This window comes from Micromonospora sp. WMMD730 (assembly GCF_049178955.1).
In the GTDB taxonomy this organism is placed as follows: domain Bacteria; phylum Actinomycetota; class Actinomycetes; order Mycobacteriales; family Micromonosporaceae; genus Micromonospora; species Micromonospora wenchangensis.
This window is the reverse complement of sequence record NZ_JBMHML010000002.1, coordinates 1,107,684-1,125,849: the sequence shown is the minus strand read 5'-3', so window position 1 is coordinate 1,125,849 and position 18,166 is coordinate 1,107,684. Positions and strand designations below refer to the sequence as shown.

The window sequence follows — 18,166 nt, the reverse complement described above, 5'->3', positions numbered from 1 at the left end:
CCCGGGAGCACCCGACGGCGACGCGGCGGTCAGGCGGGCGCAGCGGTCAGGCGGCTTCAGCCCCGCCCGGCGGTCAGGCGGCTCGGCCCCGCGCGGCGGTCAGGCGGCTTCGGCCTCGCGCAGCGGCTCCCGCAGGTCGAGCCAGTCCGCCCAGCGTGGGTCGGGCGCGCGGTGGCCGAGCACCCGCCAGGCGTTGCCCTTCGGGGCCGCCGGCAGGCAGTGCAACCGCCAGCCCAGCTCGGCCGGGGTCTTGTCGCCCTTGGTGTGGTTGCACCGGGCGCACGCCGCGACCACGTTCTCCCAGGCGTGCCGGCCGCCACGGCTGCGCGGGAAGACGTGGTCGATGGTCTCGGCCGGCCCCCGGCAGTAGGCGCAGCGGTTGCCGTCGCGGGCGAAGATCGCCCGGCGGGAGAGCCCGACGTGGGTGCGGTAGGGCACCCGGACGAACCGGGTCAGCCGCACGACCGAGGGGACGGGGAGCGCGTCGTGGGCGCTGTGCAGGATGCCGTCGCCGTCGGCGACGCAGACGGCCTTGGCGGAGAGCACCAGGATCGCGGCGCGACGCACGGACACGACACACAGCGGCTCGTAGGTGGCGTTGAGGACCAGCGCGCCGGAGCCCACCGTGGGTCGTATGTCAGGCATCGTGCTCACCCTCCCGGTCCAGCCGCTCCCACCGCTGGCAGCGCCGGCCGAGCCCCGGGCAGCCGAGGGCCACGACCGACTCCGGCGGGATCACCGTCGTCCGTTGACGCCAATCGTCCCTGATCGGACCGCGTAATGCACGTACTAATCCGGGGTACCCGCGGAACCCTCCGCACGATGTAGGAAGATGTCCGGTTCGGCGCCGTACGATCATGGGCCGGGACTCTCCGGTGGGCCGGCCGACGGCCCCCGCGTCCGCTGCGGTACTAAGACAGGGTGAGCGCCCTCAGCCTGTCGACCGTCGTCCTGTCCGCCGCACCGAGCCCGGCCCCGAGTGGCAGCCCGGGTGCCGGGGACGGCTCGGGTGCCGACTGTCTGGGCAGCACCTCTTGCGAGTACCTCTACCGGGTGACCGGGTCGGCCTGGTTCGCCGAGGGCAGCTACTGGATCCTGCTCAAGCCGCTGCGGGTGGTGCTGATCCTGCTGCTGGCGTTCGTGGCCCGCTGGGCGCTGCACCGGACGATCAACCGGCTGGTCCGGACCACCACCGACGGGGCGGTGCCCACCCTGCTGCGTCCGCTGCGCGAGCGGGTGCCCACCGCCACGCTCGACCCGACCGAGTTCGTCCCCGAGCGGCGTCGCCAGCGTGCCGAGGCGATCGGCTCGGTGCTGCGCAGCATGGTCACCGCGTTCGTCTTCGGCATCGCGCTGCTGATGATCCTGCGCGAGTTCAGCTTCGACCTGGCCCCGCTGCTGGCCAGCGCAGGCATCGCCGGGGTGGCGCTCGGCTTCGGCGCGCAGAGCCTGGTGAAGGACCTGATCGCCGGGCTGTTCATGCTGATCGAGGACCAGTACGGCGTCGGCGACACGGTCGACCTGGGCGAGGCGACCGGGGTGGTCGAGTCGGTGGGGCTGCGGGTCACCACGGTCCGCGACGGTCGCGGGGTGCTCTGGTACATCCGCAACGGCGAGATCATCCGGGTGGGCAACAAGAGCCAGGGCTGGGCGTTGGTCGTGGTGGACCTGCCGATCGGGTTCGCCGGCACCGAGGAGGCCAACGCGGTGCTGCGCACGGCCGCCGCCTCGGTGGCGGTGGACCCGGAGCTGTCCGCCGACATCGTCGAGCCGCCCGAGGTGCTCGGGGTGGAGCAGATGACCGTCGACGGCGCGGTGATCCGGACGGTGGTGAAGACCACGGCGGACGGCCAGTTCGCGGTCGGCCGGGAGCTGCGTCGCCGGCTCGCCGAGGCGTTGGAGAACTCCGGCATCACCGCACGGATCGCGGCGGCCCGGCTCTATCCGGGGCTGCCGCCGGTCGGCATGGCCACCGGCACCGCCGCCCCGACAGCCGCCGCCGGCCTGTCGGGTCCGACCGCCCCGTCGGCCGCCGGCACCTCCGCCGCCTCCGGCCCGGCGGCTACGACGGGTCCGGCCACCCCGACGGGCACGGACGATCCGGCGGGCACGAACGGTCCGACGGCCCCGGGGACCCCGGCGGGCACCGGCGGCACGGGTGCCGGGCGGGCCGGGGGTAGCTGAAACCGCAGCTCACCACCTGTCCGATGTGGTCCGATGGTCGGGGCTCGCGCGCCGGGCGGCCCCTCCGGTATCGTCCGTTCGTTCAGTCGGGGATGCGACGATCAATCCGTTCGCCCTAGTCAGTTGTCAGACGATCGGGCAGAATCCGGTGCACGCGTTCCCGGGAGCGTGATCACGTCATCGCTGATCCGCGAATCTGACGACGGGGCCCCGCCGGGCCATCACAAGTGGCCGGTGCCGGGGCACGATGGAGGCGACGGTGTCCGACCAGCGACCCGCCCCGGACCGGCCGGCCACCTTCGGCGAGGTGTTCGGGCAGGGGGAGTTCCGGGCGGTCTTCGCCGCCAGTGTCCTGTCCTGGGTCGGTGACTACGTCGCCAAGGCCGCCGTCACCGTGCTGGTCTACCAGGAGAGCCGCTCCGTCGCCCTGTCCGCCGCCGCGTTCGCGGTGAGCTACCTGCCGTGGCTGGTCGGCGGCCCGCTGCTCGCCGCGCTCGCCGAGCGGTACCGGCACCGGCGGGTGATGGTGACCTGCGACGTCATCCGGATGCTGCTGACCGTCCTGATCGTGCTGCCCGGCCTGCCGGTCTGGGCGATCCTCGCGTTGCTCTTCGCCGCCACCCTGGCCAACCCGCCGAGCCAGGCGGCCCGCTCGGCGTTGCTGCCGGCGATCCTCACCGGCGACCGGCTGGTGCTCGGGCTGTCGCTCAACGCCAGCGCCAGCCAGGCCGCGCAGGTGGTCGGCTACCTGGCCGGCGCGGCGGTCGCGGCGGTCAGCCCGACGGCGGCACTGCTGCTCAACGCGGCCACCTTCGGGTTGTCCGCCCTGTTCGTCCAGCTCGGCGTGCACGACCGGGAGCCGACGTTGAGCGCGGCGCACCGGACCCACCTGCTGCGGGAGACCGGCGAGGGCTTCCGGATCGTCTTCGGCACCCCCGTGCTGCGGGCGATCAGCCTGCTGGTGTTCAGCGCCATGCTCTTCTCGATCGTCCCGGAGGGACTGGCCGCCGCGTGGGCCGGTGAACGCTCCGGCAACGGCCTGGACTCGGGTGCCGCCCAGGCCGTCATCATGGCGGCCAACCCGGTCGGGTACATCGTCGGCGGCCTGCTGGTCGGCCGGCTGGTGTCGCCCGCCGGCCGGCTCACCCTGATGCGACCGCTGGCGGTGCTCGCCCCGCTGGCCCTGGTGCCGGCGCTGCTGAACCCGCCCCCCCTGGTGGTCGCCCTGCTCGCGGCGGCCTGCGGCTTCGCGGTCGCCGGTCTGATCCCGACGGCGAACGGTCTGTTCGTCCGGGCCCTGCCCAACGGCTACCGGGCCCGTGCTTTCGGCGTGATGGCCACCGGCATCCAGGTGATCCAGGGCGGTGCGGTGCTGGTCACCGGCATGCTCGCCGACCGTTTCTCGGTGCCGGTGGTGGTCGGGGTGTGGAGCGCCGCCGGGGTGCTGCTGATGCTGGCCACCGCGTTGCGCTGGCCGGACCGGGCCACCGTGGACGCCGCCGTGAAGGCCGCCGACCTGGCCAACGCCGGGTCACCGGCGGGCGACCGGCCCGGTTCGACGCCGCCCCGGCCCGGACGGCGGACCCCTCGGCGGCACGCTGTGATGTGATCGGCCGCTGGGCGGCGGTCGTGGCGTCGCCGTACCTGGCAGGATGGAACGGTGGATTCCGCAGGCGACCTCCGGCCCGTTCCGTCGACGACCTTCTTCGACGCGGTCGGTGGTGAGCCCACCTTCCGGCGGCTCGTCGACCGGTTCTACGCCGGCATCGCCGACGATCCACTGCTGCGCCCGATGTACCCGGAGGACGACCTCGGGCCGGCCACCGAGCGGATGACGCTGTTCCTGATGCAGTACTGGGGCGGCCCGAACACCTATTCGGCCCAGCGGGGGCATCCCCGGCTGCGGATGCGGCACGCGCCGTTCCGGATCGGCGCGGCCGAGCGGGACGCCTGGCTGCGCCACATGCGCCGGGCGGTGGACGACCTGGGCCTGCCGCCGGAGCTGGCGGCCACCCTCTGGGACTACCTGGAGCGGTCGGCCTACTTCATGGTCAACGTGATGGAGGACCCGGCCGCCGGCTGACCCGGCCGCCGCGACGGCGCGGGCGGGGCGTCGGGCCGCTCAGAGCAGGGCACCCTCGTCGTGCAGCCAGTCGACGAAGGTGGTCGCCACGGCCGCGCCGCAGTCGAGCATCTCCACCAGCAGCGCGTCGTGCGCCCCGGCGCCGAGCGGCACCTGCAACTCGGCGTAGATGGGCAACTGGCCGCGCTCGGTCGGGTCGCCGATGTACGCCTTGCAGAACCGGCGGGTGTGGTTCCACTCGTTGACCACCCGGTAGGCCCGGTCGGCCCAGTCCGGCGGGACGGTGGCGTGCGGGCGGGCCCGCATGACCAGGATCTCGTCCTCGGGGCCTTCGAGGGTCACCAGCACCGCGTGCCGTTCCCACATGGCCAGCAGGTTGCCGTCACCGTCGGCCAGGTAACGCACGTCGAGCAGGTCGAGCGCGTCGCACACCCGGGCCAGGGTGACCGGTGCCACGGAGGCCGGCCGGTCGGTCACGACGGGCCGATCGGTGCCGGGGCAGTCCTCCGCCGGCTGCCGGGGCGGCGGTGGCCCCACCCGGATGCTGTCCACCGAGACTCCGCTTCGAGTTTCCGGTTCGCCGCCAGCGGCGGGACCAGGGCGCCATGACCACCACGGCATCGCTCGCGCACCTCACTCCCCAGCGGATCCAATCGCCTACGGTGCGTTGGATCCGAGGATGGACGGTACCCGGACAGCCGGGTTGAGACACCCCCCCAACGGCAGCCCCAGCCCGGAAGAATGAGCCGGGGTCATACTTTCGGCTGATCCCGCGCCGGACGAATTGCGAGATCGGAAACTTTCCGCGACCAGGCGGTTCCGTATGGTCCCACCAGACCGACCCACCGGCCGGCCACCCGGACCTGGACCTCCCCCGCCGCGGTGACCTCGGCCGGGCCGAGGAACCCCATCCGGACGAGCCCCTGCACCAGCCGTTGGGTGATCTCCACCGGGTCGGCCGGATCGGCGTCGGGAGTGACGGTCACCGCCACGTGGTCGAGCAGCGCCTCCCGCAGCATCCGCTGCCCCACCGCGCGCCCGCGTACCCCCTCGGTGGCGGCGGCGCGCAGGGTGCCCGCCGCGGCCTCGGCGATGCGCCGCAGCTCGGCGGCGGGCAGCACCTCGACCGGGCGGCTCACCACCGGGGGCAGCGGCCACCGCCACCGCTCGTCGCGGCCGGGCGGCAGCGCGGTGTCGGCGTCGGCCAGCCGGGCCAGCAGCGCGGCCGCGTCCACGGTGACGTCGGCCGGGGCGGTCCCGGCCACCGTCCGGACCACCAGCACGTCCCACGGCAGCCGGGCCCAGAGCGCGGTACGGCCGACGCCGGGCAGCGGGCGTAGCCGGACCACCGTGGCCGGGTCGAGGCGGACCAGCCGGGCCAGGAAGGCCCCCGCGTCGTCCGCCCCCACCAACCCGTGCTCCGGCCGGACGGTGGCCCCGCCGTTCACGCCACCCCGCCGGTCGGTGCCCACGACTCCAGGAAGGCCCGTTCGGCGTCGCTGATCCGCCGGGGTCGCTTCTCCACCAGATCGAACGGGACCAGCACCGAGCGGGCGGTGCTGGCCAGCACCTCACCGTCGTACAGCTCGTAGGCGACGGTGAACGAGGCGGCCCGGATGCGCTCCACCCACAGTTCGATCCGGACGGTCGGCGCGGCCTCGGCGGTGGCCCGGCCGAGCGCGTAGTCGACCGGGCGCAGGTAGTCGACCTCGTGCCGGCGGATGACGACCCCGTCGGCGAACGAGCCGACCCCCCACGCCTTGCCGCCGGCGAACATCAACGCCACCCGCGCCTCCTCGTACAGGGTGAGGAAGCGCGAGTTGTTGACGTGGCCGTACGCGTCCAGGTCGGACCAGCGCAGGGTGCAGTGGTAGACGAAACGGTCCGCCATGCTCAGTCGCGGGTCAGCTTGCGGTAGGTCACCCGGTGCGGGCGGGCCGCCTCCGCCCCGAGCCGGTCGATCTTGTTCTTCTCGTACGCGTCGAAGTTGCCCTCGAACCAGAACCACTTCGCCGGGTTCTCGTCGTCGCCCTCCCAGGCCAGGATGTGGGTGGCGACCCGGTCAAGGAACATCCGGTCGTGGGAGATGACCACGGCGCAGCCGGGGAACTCCAGCAGGGCGTTCTCCAGGCTGGACAGCGTCTCGACGTCGAGGTCGTTGGTCGGCTCGTCGAGCAGGATCACGTTGCCGCCGATCTTGAGGGTCAGCGCCAGGTTGAGCCGGTTGCGCTCGCCACCGGAGAGCACCTTGGTCGGCTTCTGCTGGTCCGGGCCCTTGAAGCCGAACGCGGCGATGTACGCCCGCGACGGCATCTCGACCTTGCCGACCATGAGGTGGTCCAGCCCGTCGGAGACGACCTCCCAGACCGTCTTGTCGCCGTTGAGGCCCTCACGGTTCTGGTCGACGTACGACAGGGAGACCGTCTCACCGACCCGGACCTGGCCGTCGGTCGGCTGCTCCAGCCCGACGATGGTCTTGAACAGGGTGGTCTTGCCGACGCCGTTCGGGCCGATGATGCCGACGATGCCGTTGCGCGGCAGCGAGAACGACAGGTCGTCGATGAGCAGCCGGTCACCGAAGCCCTTGCTGAGGTGGTTGGCCTCGATGACGGTGTTGCCCAGGCGCGGACCCGGCGGGATCTGGATCTCCTCGAAGTCCAACTTGCGGGTCTTCTCCGCCTCGGCGGCCATCTCGTCGTAGCGGTCCAGCCGGGCCTTGGACTTGGTCTGCCGGGCCTTGGCGTTGGAGCGGACCCACTCCAGTTCCTCGGTGAGCCGCTTCTTCATCTTGGCGTCGCGGCGACCCTCGACGGCGAGCCGGGCGGCCTTCTTCTCCAGGTAGGTGGAGTAGTTGCCCTCGTACGGGTACGTCCGGCCGCGGTCCAGCTCCAGGATCCAGTTGGCCACGTTGTCGAGGAAGTACCGGTCGTGGGTGATCGCCATGACGGTGCCCGCGTACTTGGCCAGGTGCTGCTCCAGCCAGGAGACGCTCTCCGCGTCGAGGTGGTTGGTGGGCTCGTCGAGCAGCAGCAGGTCGGGCGCCTCCAGCAGCAGCTTGCACAGGGCGACCCGGCGTCGCTCCCCACCGGAGAGCTGGGTGACGTCGGCGTCCGGCGGCGGGCAGCGCAGCGCGTCCATGGCCAGTTCGAGCTTGGAGTCGATGTCCCAGGCGTCGAGGTGGTCCAGCTCCTCCTGGAGCTTGCCCATCTCCTCCATCAGCTCGTCGGAGTAGTCGGTGGCCATCTGTTCGGCGATGGCGTTGAACCGGTCCAGCTTGGCCTTGGTCTCGGCGACCGCCTCCTCGACGTTGCCGAGCACGGTCTTGCTGTCGTTGAGCGGGGGCTCCTGGGCGAGCATCCCGACGGTGTAGCCGGGCATCAGCCGGGCCTCGCCGTTGCTCGGCTTGTCCAGCCCCGCCATGATCTTCAGCAGGCTGGACTTACCGGCGCCGTTCGGGCCGACCACACCGATCTTGGCCCCCGGCAGGAAGTTCAGCGTCACGTTGTCGAGCACGACCTTGTCGCCGTGCGCCTTGCGCGCCTTTTCCAGGACGTAGATGAACTGGGCCACGGTGCGGGCTACCTCCGTCGGTTGCTGTCGCCTTGGACGGCGGCGCGGCACGGGCTGCGACCTTCGCCCGCCGCCGCCGGCCGGGAGCCGGCCACGCGCACGCCACCGTCAATCCTGACAGGTACGGCCCGCCACGCCCACATCACCCCGCCCGGTCGGCTCCACGTCACTTCCGCCACCGCTGAGCTGGTGATGTTGACAAGATCACGGTACGGGTGAAGCGGCCGTGGGACGGGTAGGTAAGTCCGGCACGGGGTCCCAGACGCCGCAGCTACGCTCAGTACGCTCATCGCGGTGGACCCGTCAGCACCCGGAGGTGGCCGATCGTGACCGTCCGTAGCTCCTTTGTCGTTGTGGCCAACCGACTGCCGGTCGACGAGGTGAGCACACCCGAGGGACGACAGTGGCGGCGCAGCCCCGGCGGGCTGGTCACCGCGCTGCACCCCGTCCTCGCCGAGCACCGGGGCACCTGGGTCGGCTGGGCCGGTGGCACCGGCGCCGCCCCGGAGCCGTTCGACCTGGAGGGCATCCGGCTGCACCCGGTGCCGTTGAGCGCCGAGGAGTTGGAACGCTACTACGAGGGCCAGTCCAACGCGACCATCTGGCCGCTCTACCACGACGCGGTCGAGACCCCCGCCTACAAGCGCCGCTGGCGGGAGGCGTACCGGCTGGTCAACGCCCGGTTCGCGGAGGCCGCGGCGGACGTCGCGGCCGAGGGCGCGACGGTCTGGGTGCAGGATTACCAGCTCCAGCTCGTCCCGGCGATGCTGCGCGAGCTGCGGCCGGATCTGAAGATCGGCTTCTTCCTGCACATCCCGTTCCCGCCGATCGAGCTGTTCATGCAGATGCCGTTCCGCACCGAGATCCTGCGCGGCCTGCTCGGCAGCGACCTGGTCGGCTTCCAGCAGCGGCTGGCCGCGCAGAACTTCGTCCGGCTGGCCCGGCACCTGCTCGGGCTGCGCTACGAGGGGCAGATGATCCAGGTCGACGGGCGGCAGGTGAAGGCCGGTGCGTTCCCGATCTCCATCGAGACCAAGGAGATGGAGCGGCTGGCCGAGGACCCGGCGATCCAGGCCCGGGCCAAGCAGATCCGCGAGGAGCTGGGCAACCCGAAGACGATCATCCTGGGCGTCGACCGGCTGGACTACACGAAGGGCATCGAACTTCGACTCAAGGCCTTCCGGGAACTCCTTGCTGACGGAAAGTTGACAGTTCCGGACGCGGTTATGGTGCAGGTGGCCACCCCCAGCCGGGAGCGCGTGGAGCACTACCAGGCACTTCGGGTCAAGGTGGAACGCGAGGTTGGTCGGATTAACGGCGAATTCGGCAGGGTCGGCGTGCCGGCGGTGCATTATCTGCATCAGTCGTACAGTCGCAGCGAACTGGCCGCGATGTACGTCGCGGCCGACGTGATGATGGTGACCCCGCTGCGAGACGGAATGAACCTGGTGGCCAAGGAGTACGTCGCATCGCGCGCCGACCAGGGCGGTGCGCTCGTGCTCAGCGAATTCGCCGGCGCGGCCACCGAGCTGCGCCAGGCGTTCCTGTGCAATCCGCACGACCCCGACGCCGTCAAGGACGCCCTCCTGCGGGCTGTACACGTAGAGAAGCCGGAGGCCCGTCGACGCATGCGGATCATGCAACGTCATCTGCGCACCCACGATGTGGGGCACTGGGCGAAGTCCTTTCTGACCGAGTTGGGCGCACCGGGGACGGAGGCCGAGTGAACGCCCCCACCGCCGAGATCATCACCCCCGCCGCCGGGACGATGGACCCGGAACTGCTCGCCGCGATCGGACGCATCGCCCGCGTACCACAGCTCCTGGTCGCCTGCGACTACGACGGCACCCTCGCGCCGATCGTGGCGGACCCGAGCAAGGCCGTGCCGCTGCCCGAGTCGGTCGCCGCCGTCCGGGCGCTGGCCTCGCTGCCGCAGACCACCGTCGCGGTGGTCTCCGGACGGGCGCTGCGCGACCTGGCCGCGTTGTCCCGGCTGCCCAACGAGATCCACCTCGTCGGCAGCCACGGCTCCGAGTTCGACATCGGCTTCGTCGAGCGGCTCTCCCCCGAGCTGGTCGCCGTGCGCACCCGGCTGCGCGACGCGCTGCGCGAGATCGCCCAGGCCCACCCGGGGGTACGGCTGGAACGCAAGCCGGCCAGCGTCGCGGTGCACACCCGCGGGGTCGACCCGCAGGTCGCCGCCGCCGCCGTCGAGGCCGTCCGCAACGGACCGGCGAAGTGGGACGACGTCACCGTCACCCAGGGCAAGGAGGTCATCGAGCTGTCGGTGGTCGCCACCCACAAGGGCACCGCGGTCGACCAGCTCCGCACCCAGCTCTCGGCCAGCGCGGTGCTCTTCATCGGCGACGACGTCACCGACGAGAACGCCTTCGGCACCCTGCGCGGCCCCGACCTGGGCATCAAGATCGGCCCCGGGGACACCCAGGCGCACTACCGGGTGGCCGAGCCGATCGAGGCGGCCCGCGCGCTGGGCCTGCTGCTGGAGACCCGCCGGCACTGGCTCTTCGGCGAGCGGGCGGTGCCGATCGAACGGCACTCGATGCTGGCCAACGGGCGTACCGTCGCGCTGCTCACCCCCGAGGCCAAGGTGAGCTGGCTCTGCCACCCCAAGCCCGACTCGGCGGCGATCTTCGCCGACCTGGTCGGCGGCAGCCCGGCCGGGCACTTCACCGTCGGGCCGGAGCGCGGCGGCATCCCGCTGGGCCAGCGCTACCGCAACGGCACGATGACCGTGGAGACCCGCTGGTCGGGGCTCACCGTCACCGACTGGCTGGACCTGCCGGCCCGGGAGACCACCCCGGACGGCCCGGCCGTCATCACCGGCGACTCCACGCTGGTCCGGGTGCTCACCGGCTCCGGCCGGGCCCGGATCGAGTTCGCCCCGCGCCCCGAGTTCGGTCAGGTCGCCACCCAGCTCCAGCCGATGGACAACGGCCTGCTGGTGCTCGGCTCCAACGAGCCCGTCGCGCTCTACTCCCCCGGGGTGACCTGGCAGGTCCGCAACGACGGCGGGTACGAGACCGCGCACGCCGTGGTCGACCTCTCCGCCACCGGCGGCCAGGTGGTGCTGGAGCTGCGCTTCGGCACGCACAGCCTGGAGGACCACGCGGTCGCCATCCACGACCGGCAGGCCAGCGCCGAGCAGCCCTGGAAGGAGTGGGTGGCCTCGCTGCGGCTGCCCGCCACCGCCCGGGACCTGGTCGCCCGCAGCGCGCTCACCCTGCGTGGGCTCTGCCACGAGGCGACCGGCTCGATCCTGGCGGCGGCGACCACCTCGCTGCCGGAGGAGCTGGGCGGCGTCCGCAACTGGGACTACCGGTACTGCTGGCTGCGGGACGCGGCGATGACCGCGCGGGCCCTGGTCGACCTCGGCTCGATCGAGGAGGCCGAGGCGCTGCTGCGCTGGGTGGACGGCTGCATCGAGCGCACCGGCGGGCACCCCGAGCGGCTGCACCCGCTCTACACGGTCGACGGCTACGAGCTGGGCGCCGAGGCGGTCATCGACACCCTGCCCGGGTACGCCGGCTCCCGGCCGGTCCGGGTCGGCAACCTCGCCAACCACCAGCTCCAACTGGACGTCTTCGGCCCGATCGCCGACCTGATCGCGGCCGTCGCCGACGCCCGGGGTTCGGTCCGCGACGACGAGTGGCGGGTGCTGGACAACATGGTCGAGGCGGTCCGCCGCCGCTGGCACGAGCCCGACCACGGCATCTGGGAGGCCCGCCTCCCACCCCGGCACCACATCTTCTCCAAGGTGATGTGCTGGATGACCGTCGACCGGGCCCTGCACGTGGTGCGTCAGCACGACGGCGAGGACCGGCCGGAGTGGGTGGAGCTGCGCGACCGGATCGGCGCCAACGTGCTGGAGAACGGCTGGCACGAGGAGGTCGAGGCGTACAGCGTCGCGTACGGCGACGAGGACATGGACGCCTCCTCGCTCTGGATCGGGCTGTCCGGCCTGCTCCCGGGCGACGACCCGCGCTTCCTCTCCACCGTGCTCAAGATCGAGGCGGATCTGCGCAGCGGCCCGGTCGTCTACCGCTACCACTGGGACGACGGTCTGCCGGGTCGGGAGGGTGGCTTCCACATCTGCACGGCGTGGCTGATCGAGGCGTACCTGCGCACCGGTCGGCGTACCGACGCCGAGGAGCTGTTCGCCCAGATGGTCGACACCGCCGGCCCGACCGGGCTGCTCCCCGAGCAGTACGACCCGCTGGCCGAGCGCGGGCTGGGCAACCACCCGCAGGCGTACAGCCACCTCGGCCTGATCCGCTGTGCCCTGCTGCTGGACAACATGCTCAAGCAGTAGCGCCCCACACGATCGACTCAGTTGGGCCGATGTAGCGGCATCCGCGACACGGGATACCGCTACATCGGCCCACAAGGGTGGATCAAGGTGAGGGCGTCAGGGCGTCGACCACGTCGCCGATCACCACGATGGCCGGGGGCCGCAGCCCCGCCGCGACCACGTCGGCCGCCACCGCGCCCAGCGTCGACCGCAGGCTGCGCTGACCACCCGTGGTGCCCTCCTGGATCACCGCGACCGGGGTGGCCGCGTCCCGGCCGTGCCGGGTCAGGGTGTCGGCAATGGCGGCCAGGTTCTTGAGCCCCATCAGCACCACCAGGGTGCCCCGCAGGCCGGCCAGGGCCTCCCAGCGCACCAGGGAGACCGGCGAGTCCGGGGCGACGTGGCCGGAGACCACGGTGAACTCGTGGGCCACCGCCCGATGGGTGACCGGGACACCGGCCGACGCCGGCACGGCCACGGCGCTGGTCACCCCGGGCACCACGGTCACCGGTACGCCGGCCGCCGCGCAGGCCAGCAACTCCTCCCCGCCACGCCCGAAGACGTACGGGTCGCCGCCCTTGAGACGTACCACGACCTTGCCGGCGAGCGCCCGGTCGACCAGAATCCGGTTGATCTCCTCCTGGGCGCGGGACGGCCCGTAGGGGATCTTCGCGGCGTCGACCAGCTCGACGTCGGGGTGCAGCTCGTCCAGGAGCAACCCGGGCACCAGCCGGTCGGCGACCACCACCTCCGCCTCGGTGAGCAGCCGCCACCCCTTCACCGTGATCAGCTCCGGGTCGCCCGGCCCCGCGCCGACCAGCGACACCCGACCGACCGGGCCACCCGCACGGGTCGCGGCGTCGCCGGCCCCGGTCGGCGTCGGCTCCGGCGGGCCCGCGAGGGGGGCGTCCGCCACCGGTTCGCCCGGGTCGACCTCCCCCGGGTCGACGAGCGGGCCCGTCCGGGCGGCGAGCAGCTCCCGGACGGCGTCCCGGACACCCATCGCCCGTTTCGGGTCTCCCCCGCCCAGCACGGCCACGGTCACCGGCCCGTGCCGGGTCACCGCCGGGGTCCACGCGGTGGCCGCCGTCCGGTCGTCGGCCCGGACGCAGAAGATCCGCCGTTCGGCGGCGACGGCGCTGACCGAGGCGGCGGCGACCGGATCGTCCACCGCGACCTGGACCAGCCACGCCCCGTCGAGGTCGTCGGGGGCGAACCGGCGGGGTCGCCAGTGCAGCCGTCCGGCGTCGACGTGCGCGCGTAGCGCGGGGGTCACCTCGGGGGCGACCAGCAGCACGTCGGCACCGGCGTCCAGCAGGGCGGGCACCCGCCGGCTGGCCACGGCGCCGCCGCCCACCACGACCACCCGCCGTCCGGCGAGCCGCAGTCCGAGAGGGTACGGGCTGGTGCTCACTTCTCGGAGACCCCCGCCGCGTCGAAGGTGGCCACCTCGTGCAGCACCCGGACCGCGCCGACGACCACCGGCAGGGCCAGCAGCGCCCCGGTGCCCTCACCGAGGCGCAGGCCGAGGTCGACGAGCGGGTCGAGGCCGAGGTGCCGCAACGCCACGGTGGCCCCCGGCTCGGCGGAGCGGTGCCCGGCGACCATCGCACCGACCGCGTCGGGGGCGAGGGCGGCGGCGGCCAGCGCCGCGCTGACCGCGATCACCCCGTCGAGCAGCACCGGCACCCGGCGGGCCGCCGCGCCGAGGATCAGGCCGGCCAGCGCCGCGTGCTCCAGGCCACCGACGGCGGCCAGCACCCCCAGCGGATCGGCCGGGTCGGGGCGGTGCCGGTCCAGCGCCGTGCGAACCACGTCGACCTTGTGCCGGTACGTCTCGTCGTCCACCCCGGTGCCCCGGCCGGTGGCCGCCTCCGGGTCGACCCCGGTGAACGCGGCGACCAGCGCGGCGGCCGGCGTGGTGTTGGCGATCCCCATGTCGCCGGTGAGCAGCACACCCGCCCCGGCGTCGATCAGCTCGCCGGCGACCCGGATGCCGGTCTCGACCGCCGCCCGCGCCTCGTCCCGGGTGAGTGCGGCGGTGACCGTCATGTCCCGGGTGCCGCGCCGCACGTTCGCGTCGAGCAGGCGCGGCGGTGCCAGGCTGGTGCCGGTCGGGGCGGGCACGGCGTCGTCGGACGGGGCTTCGGTGGAGAGGGCTTCGGCGGACAGGGCGTCGGTGGACGCGGTGGCGGGCGCGGCGTCGGCGGGCGGGAACGGCAGCGGCGCGGCCACGCCGACGTCGACCACGGTGACCGAGGCGCCGGCCTGCCGGGCGAACGCGTTGACGACCGCCCCGCCGGCCAGGAAGTTCCCGATCATCTGGGCGGTCACCTCCTGCGGCCACGGGGTGACCCGCTGGGCGTGCACGCCGTGGTCACCGGCGAAGATCGCCACCGCCGCCGGTTCGGGCAGCGGCGGCGGGCAGGCCCCGGCCAGGCCGGCCAGGCGTACGGACAGTTCCTCCAGCGCGCCAAGCGAGCCGGCCGGCTTGGTCAGCCGGGCCTGGAGGTCCCGGGCGGCCGTCATCGCCATCGGGTCGGGCGGACCGATCTCCGCGATCGTCGTCTCCAGCATCATGCCTCCAGGATCTCCGCCATTACCTCGATGAACGCGTCCGTGGTGGCCGGGTCGCGGACGGCGATCCGCAGCCAGTCCGGCCCGAGCCCGGGGAAGGTGTCGCCACGTCGTACGGCCCAGCCCCGGTCGCGCAACGCCTGGCGTACCCGGTCGGCGCCGGGCCGGTGGACCAGGACGAAGGCGCTGGCCGGGCGGCCCGCGACGCGTACCCCGGGCAGGGCCGACAGGCGGCGCACCAGGTGGTCGCGGTCGGCGGCGAGCCGGGCGGCGATGGCGCGCTCGGCGGCGACGCCGGTCGGTGACGCGACGGCGGTGGCGGCGGCCAGCGCCGGGGTGGACACGGCCCACAGCGGCTGGGCGGCGGCCAGCCGCTCCAGGAGGGCGGCCTCACCGAGCAGGTAGCCGATCCGCAGCCCGGCCAGGCCCCAGGTCTTGGTGAGGCTGCGCACCACCACCAGGCCGGGCAGGTCCCGGCGGGCGGCGAGCGACTCGGGCTCGCCGTCGACGCCGGGGACGCCTGTGGTGTCGGCGAACGCCTCGTCGACGACGAGCACCCGGCCGGGCCGGGCCAGGGCGGCCAGGTCGGCGGCGGGGTGCAGCACCGAGGTCGGGTTGGTCGGGTTGCCGATCATGACCAGGTCGGCGTCGGCCGGCACCCGCGCGGGGTCGAGCCGGAAGTCGTCGTCCGGGTCGAGCAGGAGTCGTTCGACCCGGTGGCCGGCGGCCCGCAGCGCGGCCTCCGGTTCGGTGAACTGCGGGTGCACCACCAGCGGGCGGCGTACCCCGGCCAGGGCGCGGGCGAGCAGCACGAAGCCCTCGGCGGCACCGGCGGTGAGCAGCACCTCCGCCTCCGGGCGGCCGTGCCGGGCGGCGACGGCGGCGCGGGCCGGCCGGGGGTCGGGGTAGCCGGCCAGGTCGGCGAGGGCGGCGGTGAGCGGGTCGGCCAGCCAGTCCGGCATCGGGTCGCGGCGGACGTTGACGGCCAGGTCGACCAGGCCGGGCGTGGCCTCGGCGTCCCCGTGGTGGGCGAGATCCGGTTCGGCGTCGTCGGTCGCCCCGGGTGCGGTCGCCGGCGCGGCGGTGGCTCCCGGGCCGGTCGACGGCTCGACGCCGGTCAGTTGCCCATGCATGTCCGCGATCCTGCCGGGAAGCCGGCGCAGAGGACAGCCGATCCCGAGGTGGTCCACATCACGGCACACCGGACGCTTCACCCACGGCCGCCGGTCCCGGCCGGGGAACGCCCGAGCGTTCATGAATTCTTCTCATGGACGAATCGGAAATGTCATAACTTGACCACGTGAGTAATCGACCCCTTGCTGCCGCTGGTCGTTCCGTTCCTCTCCTGCGTGCCGGGCTGATCGCCGGCATCGTGCTCGCCGCCGTGGCGTACCCGCTGGCCGCCGTGACCGGCCTGGGCGCCAAGGCCACCGCGCACGCCGTGGAGCACAAGACGAACATCCTGCGCACCGCCCTGCCCGCCGAGACGTCCTACCTCTACGCACCAGACGGCACGACGATCCTGACGATGTTCTACGAGGAGTACCGGCAGTACACCAAGTTGTCGGACATGTCGCCGAACATCCAGCAGGCCATCGTCGCCGCCGAAGACAACCGCTTCTACCAGCACCGGGGCGTCGACCCGAAGGGCGTCGCCCGCGCCTTCGTGGCCAACACCCGTTCCAGCGGCGTCTCCCAGGGCGCCTCCACCCTGACCATGCAGTACGTCCGGATGGCGCTGCGGGACAGCGCGCAGACGCCGCAGGAGGTCCAGGAGGCCATCCAGCAGACCAGCCTGCGCAAGGTCAAGGAGATGCGGATGGCGCTGGACATCGAGAAGGAGCTGACCAAGGACCAGATCCTGGAGCGTTACCTCAACTCGGCGTACTTCGGTCACCGGGCGTACGGCATCTACGCCGCGGCGCAGATCTTCTTCTCCAAGACCCCCGCCACGCTCACCCCGGTCGAGGCGGCCACCCTCGCCGGCCTGGTCAAGTCCCCCTCCGAGTACGACCCGCTCAGCTCCGACCAGAAGGAGGCCACCGGCCGGCGCAACTACGTGCTCGACAAGATGACCCAACTCGGCTACCTGTCCCCGGACGCCGCCGCGGTGGCCAAGAGCGAACCCATCCGGACCCGGCCCACCACCCCCGCCAACGACTGCGCCGCGATCCCCAACAAGTACAACACCTGGGGCTTCGCCTGCGACTACGTGAAGAACTGGTGGAGCGCGCAGCCCGCGTTCGGGGAGAACCGGCTGGAGCGGATGGACAAGCTGCGCCGGGGCGGCTACCGGATCGTGCTGAGCCTCGACCCCAAGGTGCAGGCCGCCGCCGAGAAGAACGTCGGTGCGAAGGACCGCGTCGACAGTCCCTTCGCCAACGGGATCGTGGTCGCCGAACCGGGCACCGGACGGATCAAGGCGATGGCGGTGAACCGGACGTACTCCCTGGACGTCAGCGAGAACGGACCCAGCTCGAACCCCGAGGCCGATCCGAAGATGAAGGCGAACTACCCGAACACGGTCGCCCCGCTGCTCGGCGGCGGCACCCTCCCGGGCTACCAGGCCGGCTCGACGTTCAAGATGTTCCCGATGCTGGCCGCCCTGGACGCCGGGATGCCGCTGTCCACCGCGTTCGACTCGCCGTACCGGTACAAGTCGGCCGTCTACGACGGGTGGGCGCCGTCCAACGCCAGCGGGGCGATGACCGGCCGGCAGACCATGTGGTCCGGGTTCGGCAAGTCGGTGAACACCTACTTCGTCCAACTGGAGGAGAAGATCGGCGCGGACCGGGGGGTGCACCTCGCCGAGCAGCTGGGCCTGCGCTGGCGTACCGACGTCGACAAGGAGCAGGCGTCACCCGCGAAGGCGAAGAAGTGGGGCGCGTTCACCCTGGGCGTCTCCGACGCCACCCCGCTGGAGATGGCCAACGCGTACGCCGCGATCGCCGCCGACGGGCGGTACTGCGAGGCGATGCCGGTCAACTCGATCACCAACCGGGACGGGACTCCGGCCACGTACAGGACCGCCGGTGGCATCGAACGGGAGGTCGCCAAGCCCCGCTGCCGGCAGGTGGTCAACGCCGACGCGGCCCGTGCCGCCACCGACGCCGCCCGCTGCCCCACCGGCGACACCCCGGCCAAGGGCAGTTGCGGCGGCTGGTCGACGGCGGACAGCGTCCGGGGCACGGTGGGCCGCCCGGTCGCCGGCAAGACCGGCACCACGGACAGCACCCGGTCGGCCTGGTTCGTCGGCTACACCCCGGAACTGGCGGCGGCGAGCTTCATCGCCGACCCGGACAACCCCTTCAACGCCGTCGGTGACGGGCAGTCCCAGGTCCCGGTCAACGCGGTCGCCCAGACCCTGCGCGACGGCCTCAAGGGCACCCCGACCCGCCAGTTCACCCCACCGTCGGACGCCATCGTCGGCTGACGCGGGGCCG

General features: G+C 72.9%; 13 protein-coding genes and 1 pseudogene. 6 read left to right on the top strand and 8 right to left on the bottom strand.

Annotated elements, in window-relative coordinates:
• Positions 1 to 99: 99 nt before the first annotated feature.
• Positions 100 to 645, bottom strand: coding sequence for an HNH endonuclease (locus ACN265_RS05180; protein WP_204928044.1), 546 nt, complete (start codon positions 643 to 645; stop codon positions 100 to 102).
• 375 nt (positions 646 to 1,020) lie between these two features.
• On the opposite strand from ACN265_RS05180, the pseudogene ACN265_RS05175 reads away from it, so the two are divergent.
• From ACN265_RS05175 to ACN265_RS05165, 3 genes and pseudogenes are all read left to right on the top strand, one after another.
• A pseudogene (locus ACN265_RS05175) lies at positions 1,021 to 1,956 on the top strand (mechanosensitive ion channel family protein); the annotation flags it as partial.
• Positions 1,957 to 2,431: 475 nt separating this feature from the next.
• On the top strand, positions 2,432 to 3,793 hold the full coding sequence (locus ACN265_RS05170; RefSeq protein WP_204928045.1) for an MFS transporter: 1,362 nt from the start codon (positions 2,432 to 2,434) through the stop codon (positions 3,791 to 3,793).
• Between the two features lie 51 nt (positions 3,794 to 3,844).
• Entirely contained in the window at positions 3,845 to 4,267 is a 423-nt protein-coding gene (locus ACN265_RS05165; RefSeq protein WP_420116628.1) for a globin, read from the top strand.
• Between the two features lie 39 nt (positions 4,268 to 4,306).
• Here the strand turns inward: ACN265_RS05165 and ACN265_RS05160 are convergent, their stop codons facing one another.
• The 4 genes from ACN265_RS05160 to ettA form a co-directional block, all read right to left on the bottom strand.
• A complete protein-coding gene (locus ACN265_RS05160) occupies positions 4,307 to 4,888 on the bottom strand; it encodes a YbjN domain-containing protein (RefSeq protein WP_204928047.1) in 582 nt (193 codons plus the stop codon).
• A 131-nt stretch (positions 4,889 to 5,019) separates the two neighbouring features.
• Positions 5,020 to 5,739 (bottom strand): hypothetical protein, encoded by a 720-nt coding sequence (locus ACN265_RS05155; protein WP_420116629.1) that lies wholly within the window; start codon positions 5,737 to 5,739, stop codon positions 5,020 to 5,022.
• The gene (locus ACN265_RS05150; RefSeq protein ID WP_421406214.1) at positions 5,712 to 6,158 is read right to left on the bottom strand and encodes an acyl-CoA thioesterase; all 447 of its coding nucleotides are present in this window, start codon (positions 6,156 to 6,158) and stop codon (positions 5,712 to 5,714) included. Before ACN265_RS05150 ends, ACN265_RS05155 begins: the two co-directional genes overlap by 28 nt.
• A 2-nt stretch (positions 6,159 to 6,160) precedes the next feature.
• Positions 6,161 to 7,837 (bottom strand): energy-dependent translational throttle protein EttA, encoded by a 1,677-nt coding sequence (gene ettA / locus ACN265_RS05145; RefSeq protein WP_421406213.1) that lies wholly within the window; start codon positions 7,835 to 7,837, stop codon positions 6,161 to 6,163.
• Between the two features lie 326 nt (positions 7,838 to 8,163).
• Here ettA and ACN265_RS05140 point away from each other — a divergent pair, with 326 nt between their 5' ends.
• Positions 8,164 to 9,564 carry an alpha,alpha-trehalose-phosphate synthase (UDP-forming) gene (locus ACN265_RS05140; RefSeq protein ID WP_088646585.1) on the top strand — a complete coding sequence of 467 codons (1,401 nt, stop codon included), beginning with the start codon at positions 8,164 to 8,166 and terminating at the stop codon, positions 9,562 to 9,564.
• Between the two features lie 41 nt (positions 9,565 to 9,605).
• Positions 9,606 to 12,167, top strand: a complete 2,562-nt coding sequence (otsB, locus tag ACN265_RS05135) for a trehalose-phosphatase (protein ID WP_204928139.1) — start codon at positions 9,606 to 9,608, stop codon at positions 12,165 to 12,167.
• Positions 12,168 to 12,249: 82 nt separating this feature from the next.
• On the opposite strand, the gene cobA is transcribed toward otsB, so the two are convergent.
• The 3 genes from cobA to cobC are packed head-to-tail and all read right to left on the bottom strand — an operon-like array spanning position 12,250 to position 15,856.
• Positions 12,250 to 13,560 carry a uroporphyrinogen-III C-methyltransferase gene (gene cobA, locus ACN265_RS05130; protein WP_421406212.1) on the bottom strand — a complete coding sequence of 437 codons (1,311 nt, stop codon included), beginning with the start codon at positions 13,558 to 13,560 and terminating at the stop codon, positions 12,250 to 12,252.
• Complete coding sequence (locus ACN265_RS05125; RefSeq protein ID WP_421411376.1) at positions 13,557 to 14,723, bottom strand: nicotinate-nucleotide--dimethylbenzimidazole phosphoribosyltransferase; 1,167 nt, start codon at positions 14,721 to 14,723, stop codon at positions 13,557 to 13,559. Before ACN265_RS05125 ends, cobA begins: the two co-directional genes overlap by 4 nt.
• Positions 14,723 to 15,856, bottom strand: coding sequence for an Rv2231c family pyridoxal phosphate-dependent protein CobC (cobC, locus tag ACN265_RS05120; protein ID WP_421406211.1), 1,134 nt, complete (start codon positions 15,854 to 15,856; stop codon positions 14,723 to 14,725). The genes ACN265_RS05125 and cobC overlap by 1 nt, the downstream gene beginning before the upstream one ends.
• A 167-nt stretch (positions 15,857 to 16,023) precedes the next feature.
• Between cobC and ACN265_RS05115 the strand changes: the two genes are divergently transcribed.
• The gene (locus ACN265_RS05115; protein WP_204928052.1) at positions 16,024 to 18,156 is read left to right on the top strand and encodes a transglycosylase domain-containing protein; all 2,133 of its coding nucleotides are present in this window, start codon (positions 16,024 to 16,026) and stop codon (positions 18,154 to 18,156) included.
• Positions 18,157 to 18,166: the final 10 nt, after the last annotated feature.

Bases quoted from the DNA above. Each gene is read 5' to 3' on its own strand.
- ACN265_RS05180 (WP_204928044.1), bottom strand. From the start codon at position 645: ATGCCTGACATACGACCCACGGTGGGCTCCGGCGCGCTGGTCCTCAAC.
- ACN265_RS05170 (WP_204928045.1), top strand. From the start codon at position 2,432: ATGGAGGCGACGGTGTCCGACCAGCGACCCGCCCCGGACCGGCCGGCC.
- ACN265_RS05160 (WP_204928047.1), bottom strand. From the start codon at position 4,888: ATGCCGTGGTGGTCATGGCGCCCTGGTCCCGCCGCTGGCGGCGAACCG.
- ACN265_RS05150 (WP_421406214.1), bottom strand. From the start codon at position 6,158: ATGGCGGACCGTTTCGTCTACCACTGCACCCTGCGCTGGTCCGACCTG.
- otsB (WP_204928139.1), top strand. From the start codon at position 9,606: ATGGACCCGGAACTGCTCGCCGCGATCGGACGCATCGCCCGCGTACCA.
- ACN265_RS05125 (WP_421411376.1), bottom strand. From the start codon at position 14,723: ATGCTGGAGACGACGATCGCGGAGATCGGTCCGCCCGACCCGATGGCG.
- cobC (WP_421406211.1), bottom strand. From the start codon at position 15,856: ATGCATGGGCAACTGACCGGCGTCGAGCCGTCGACCGGCCCGGGAGCC.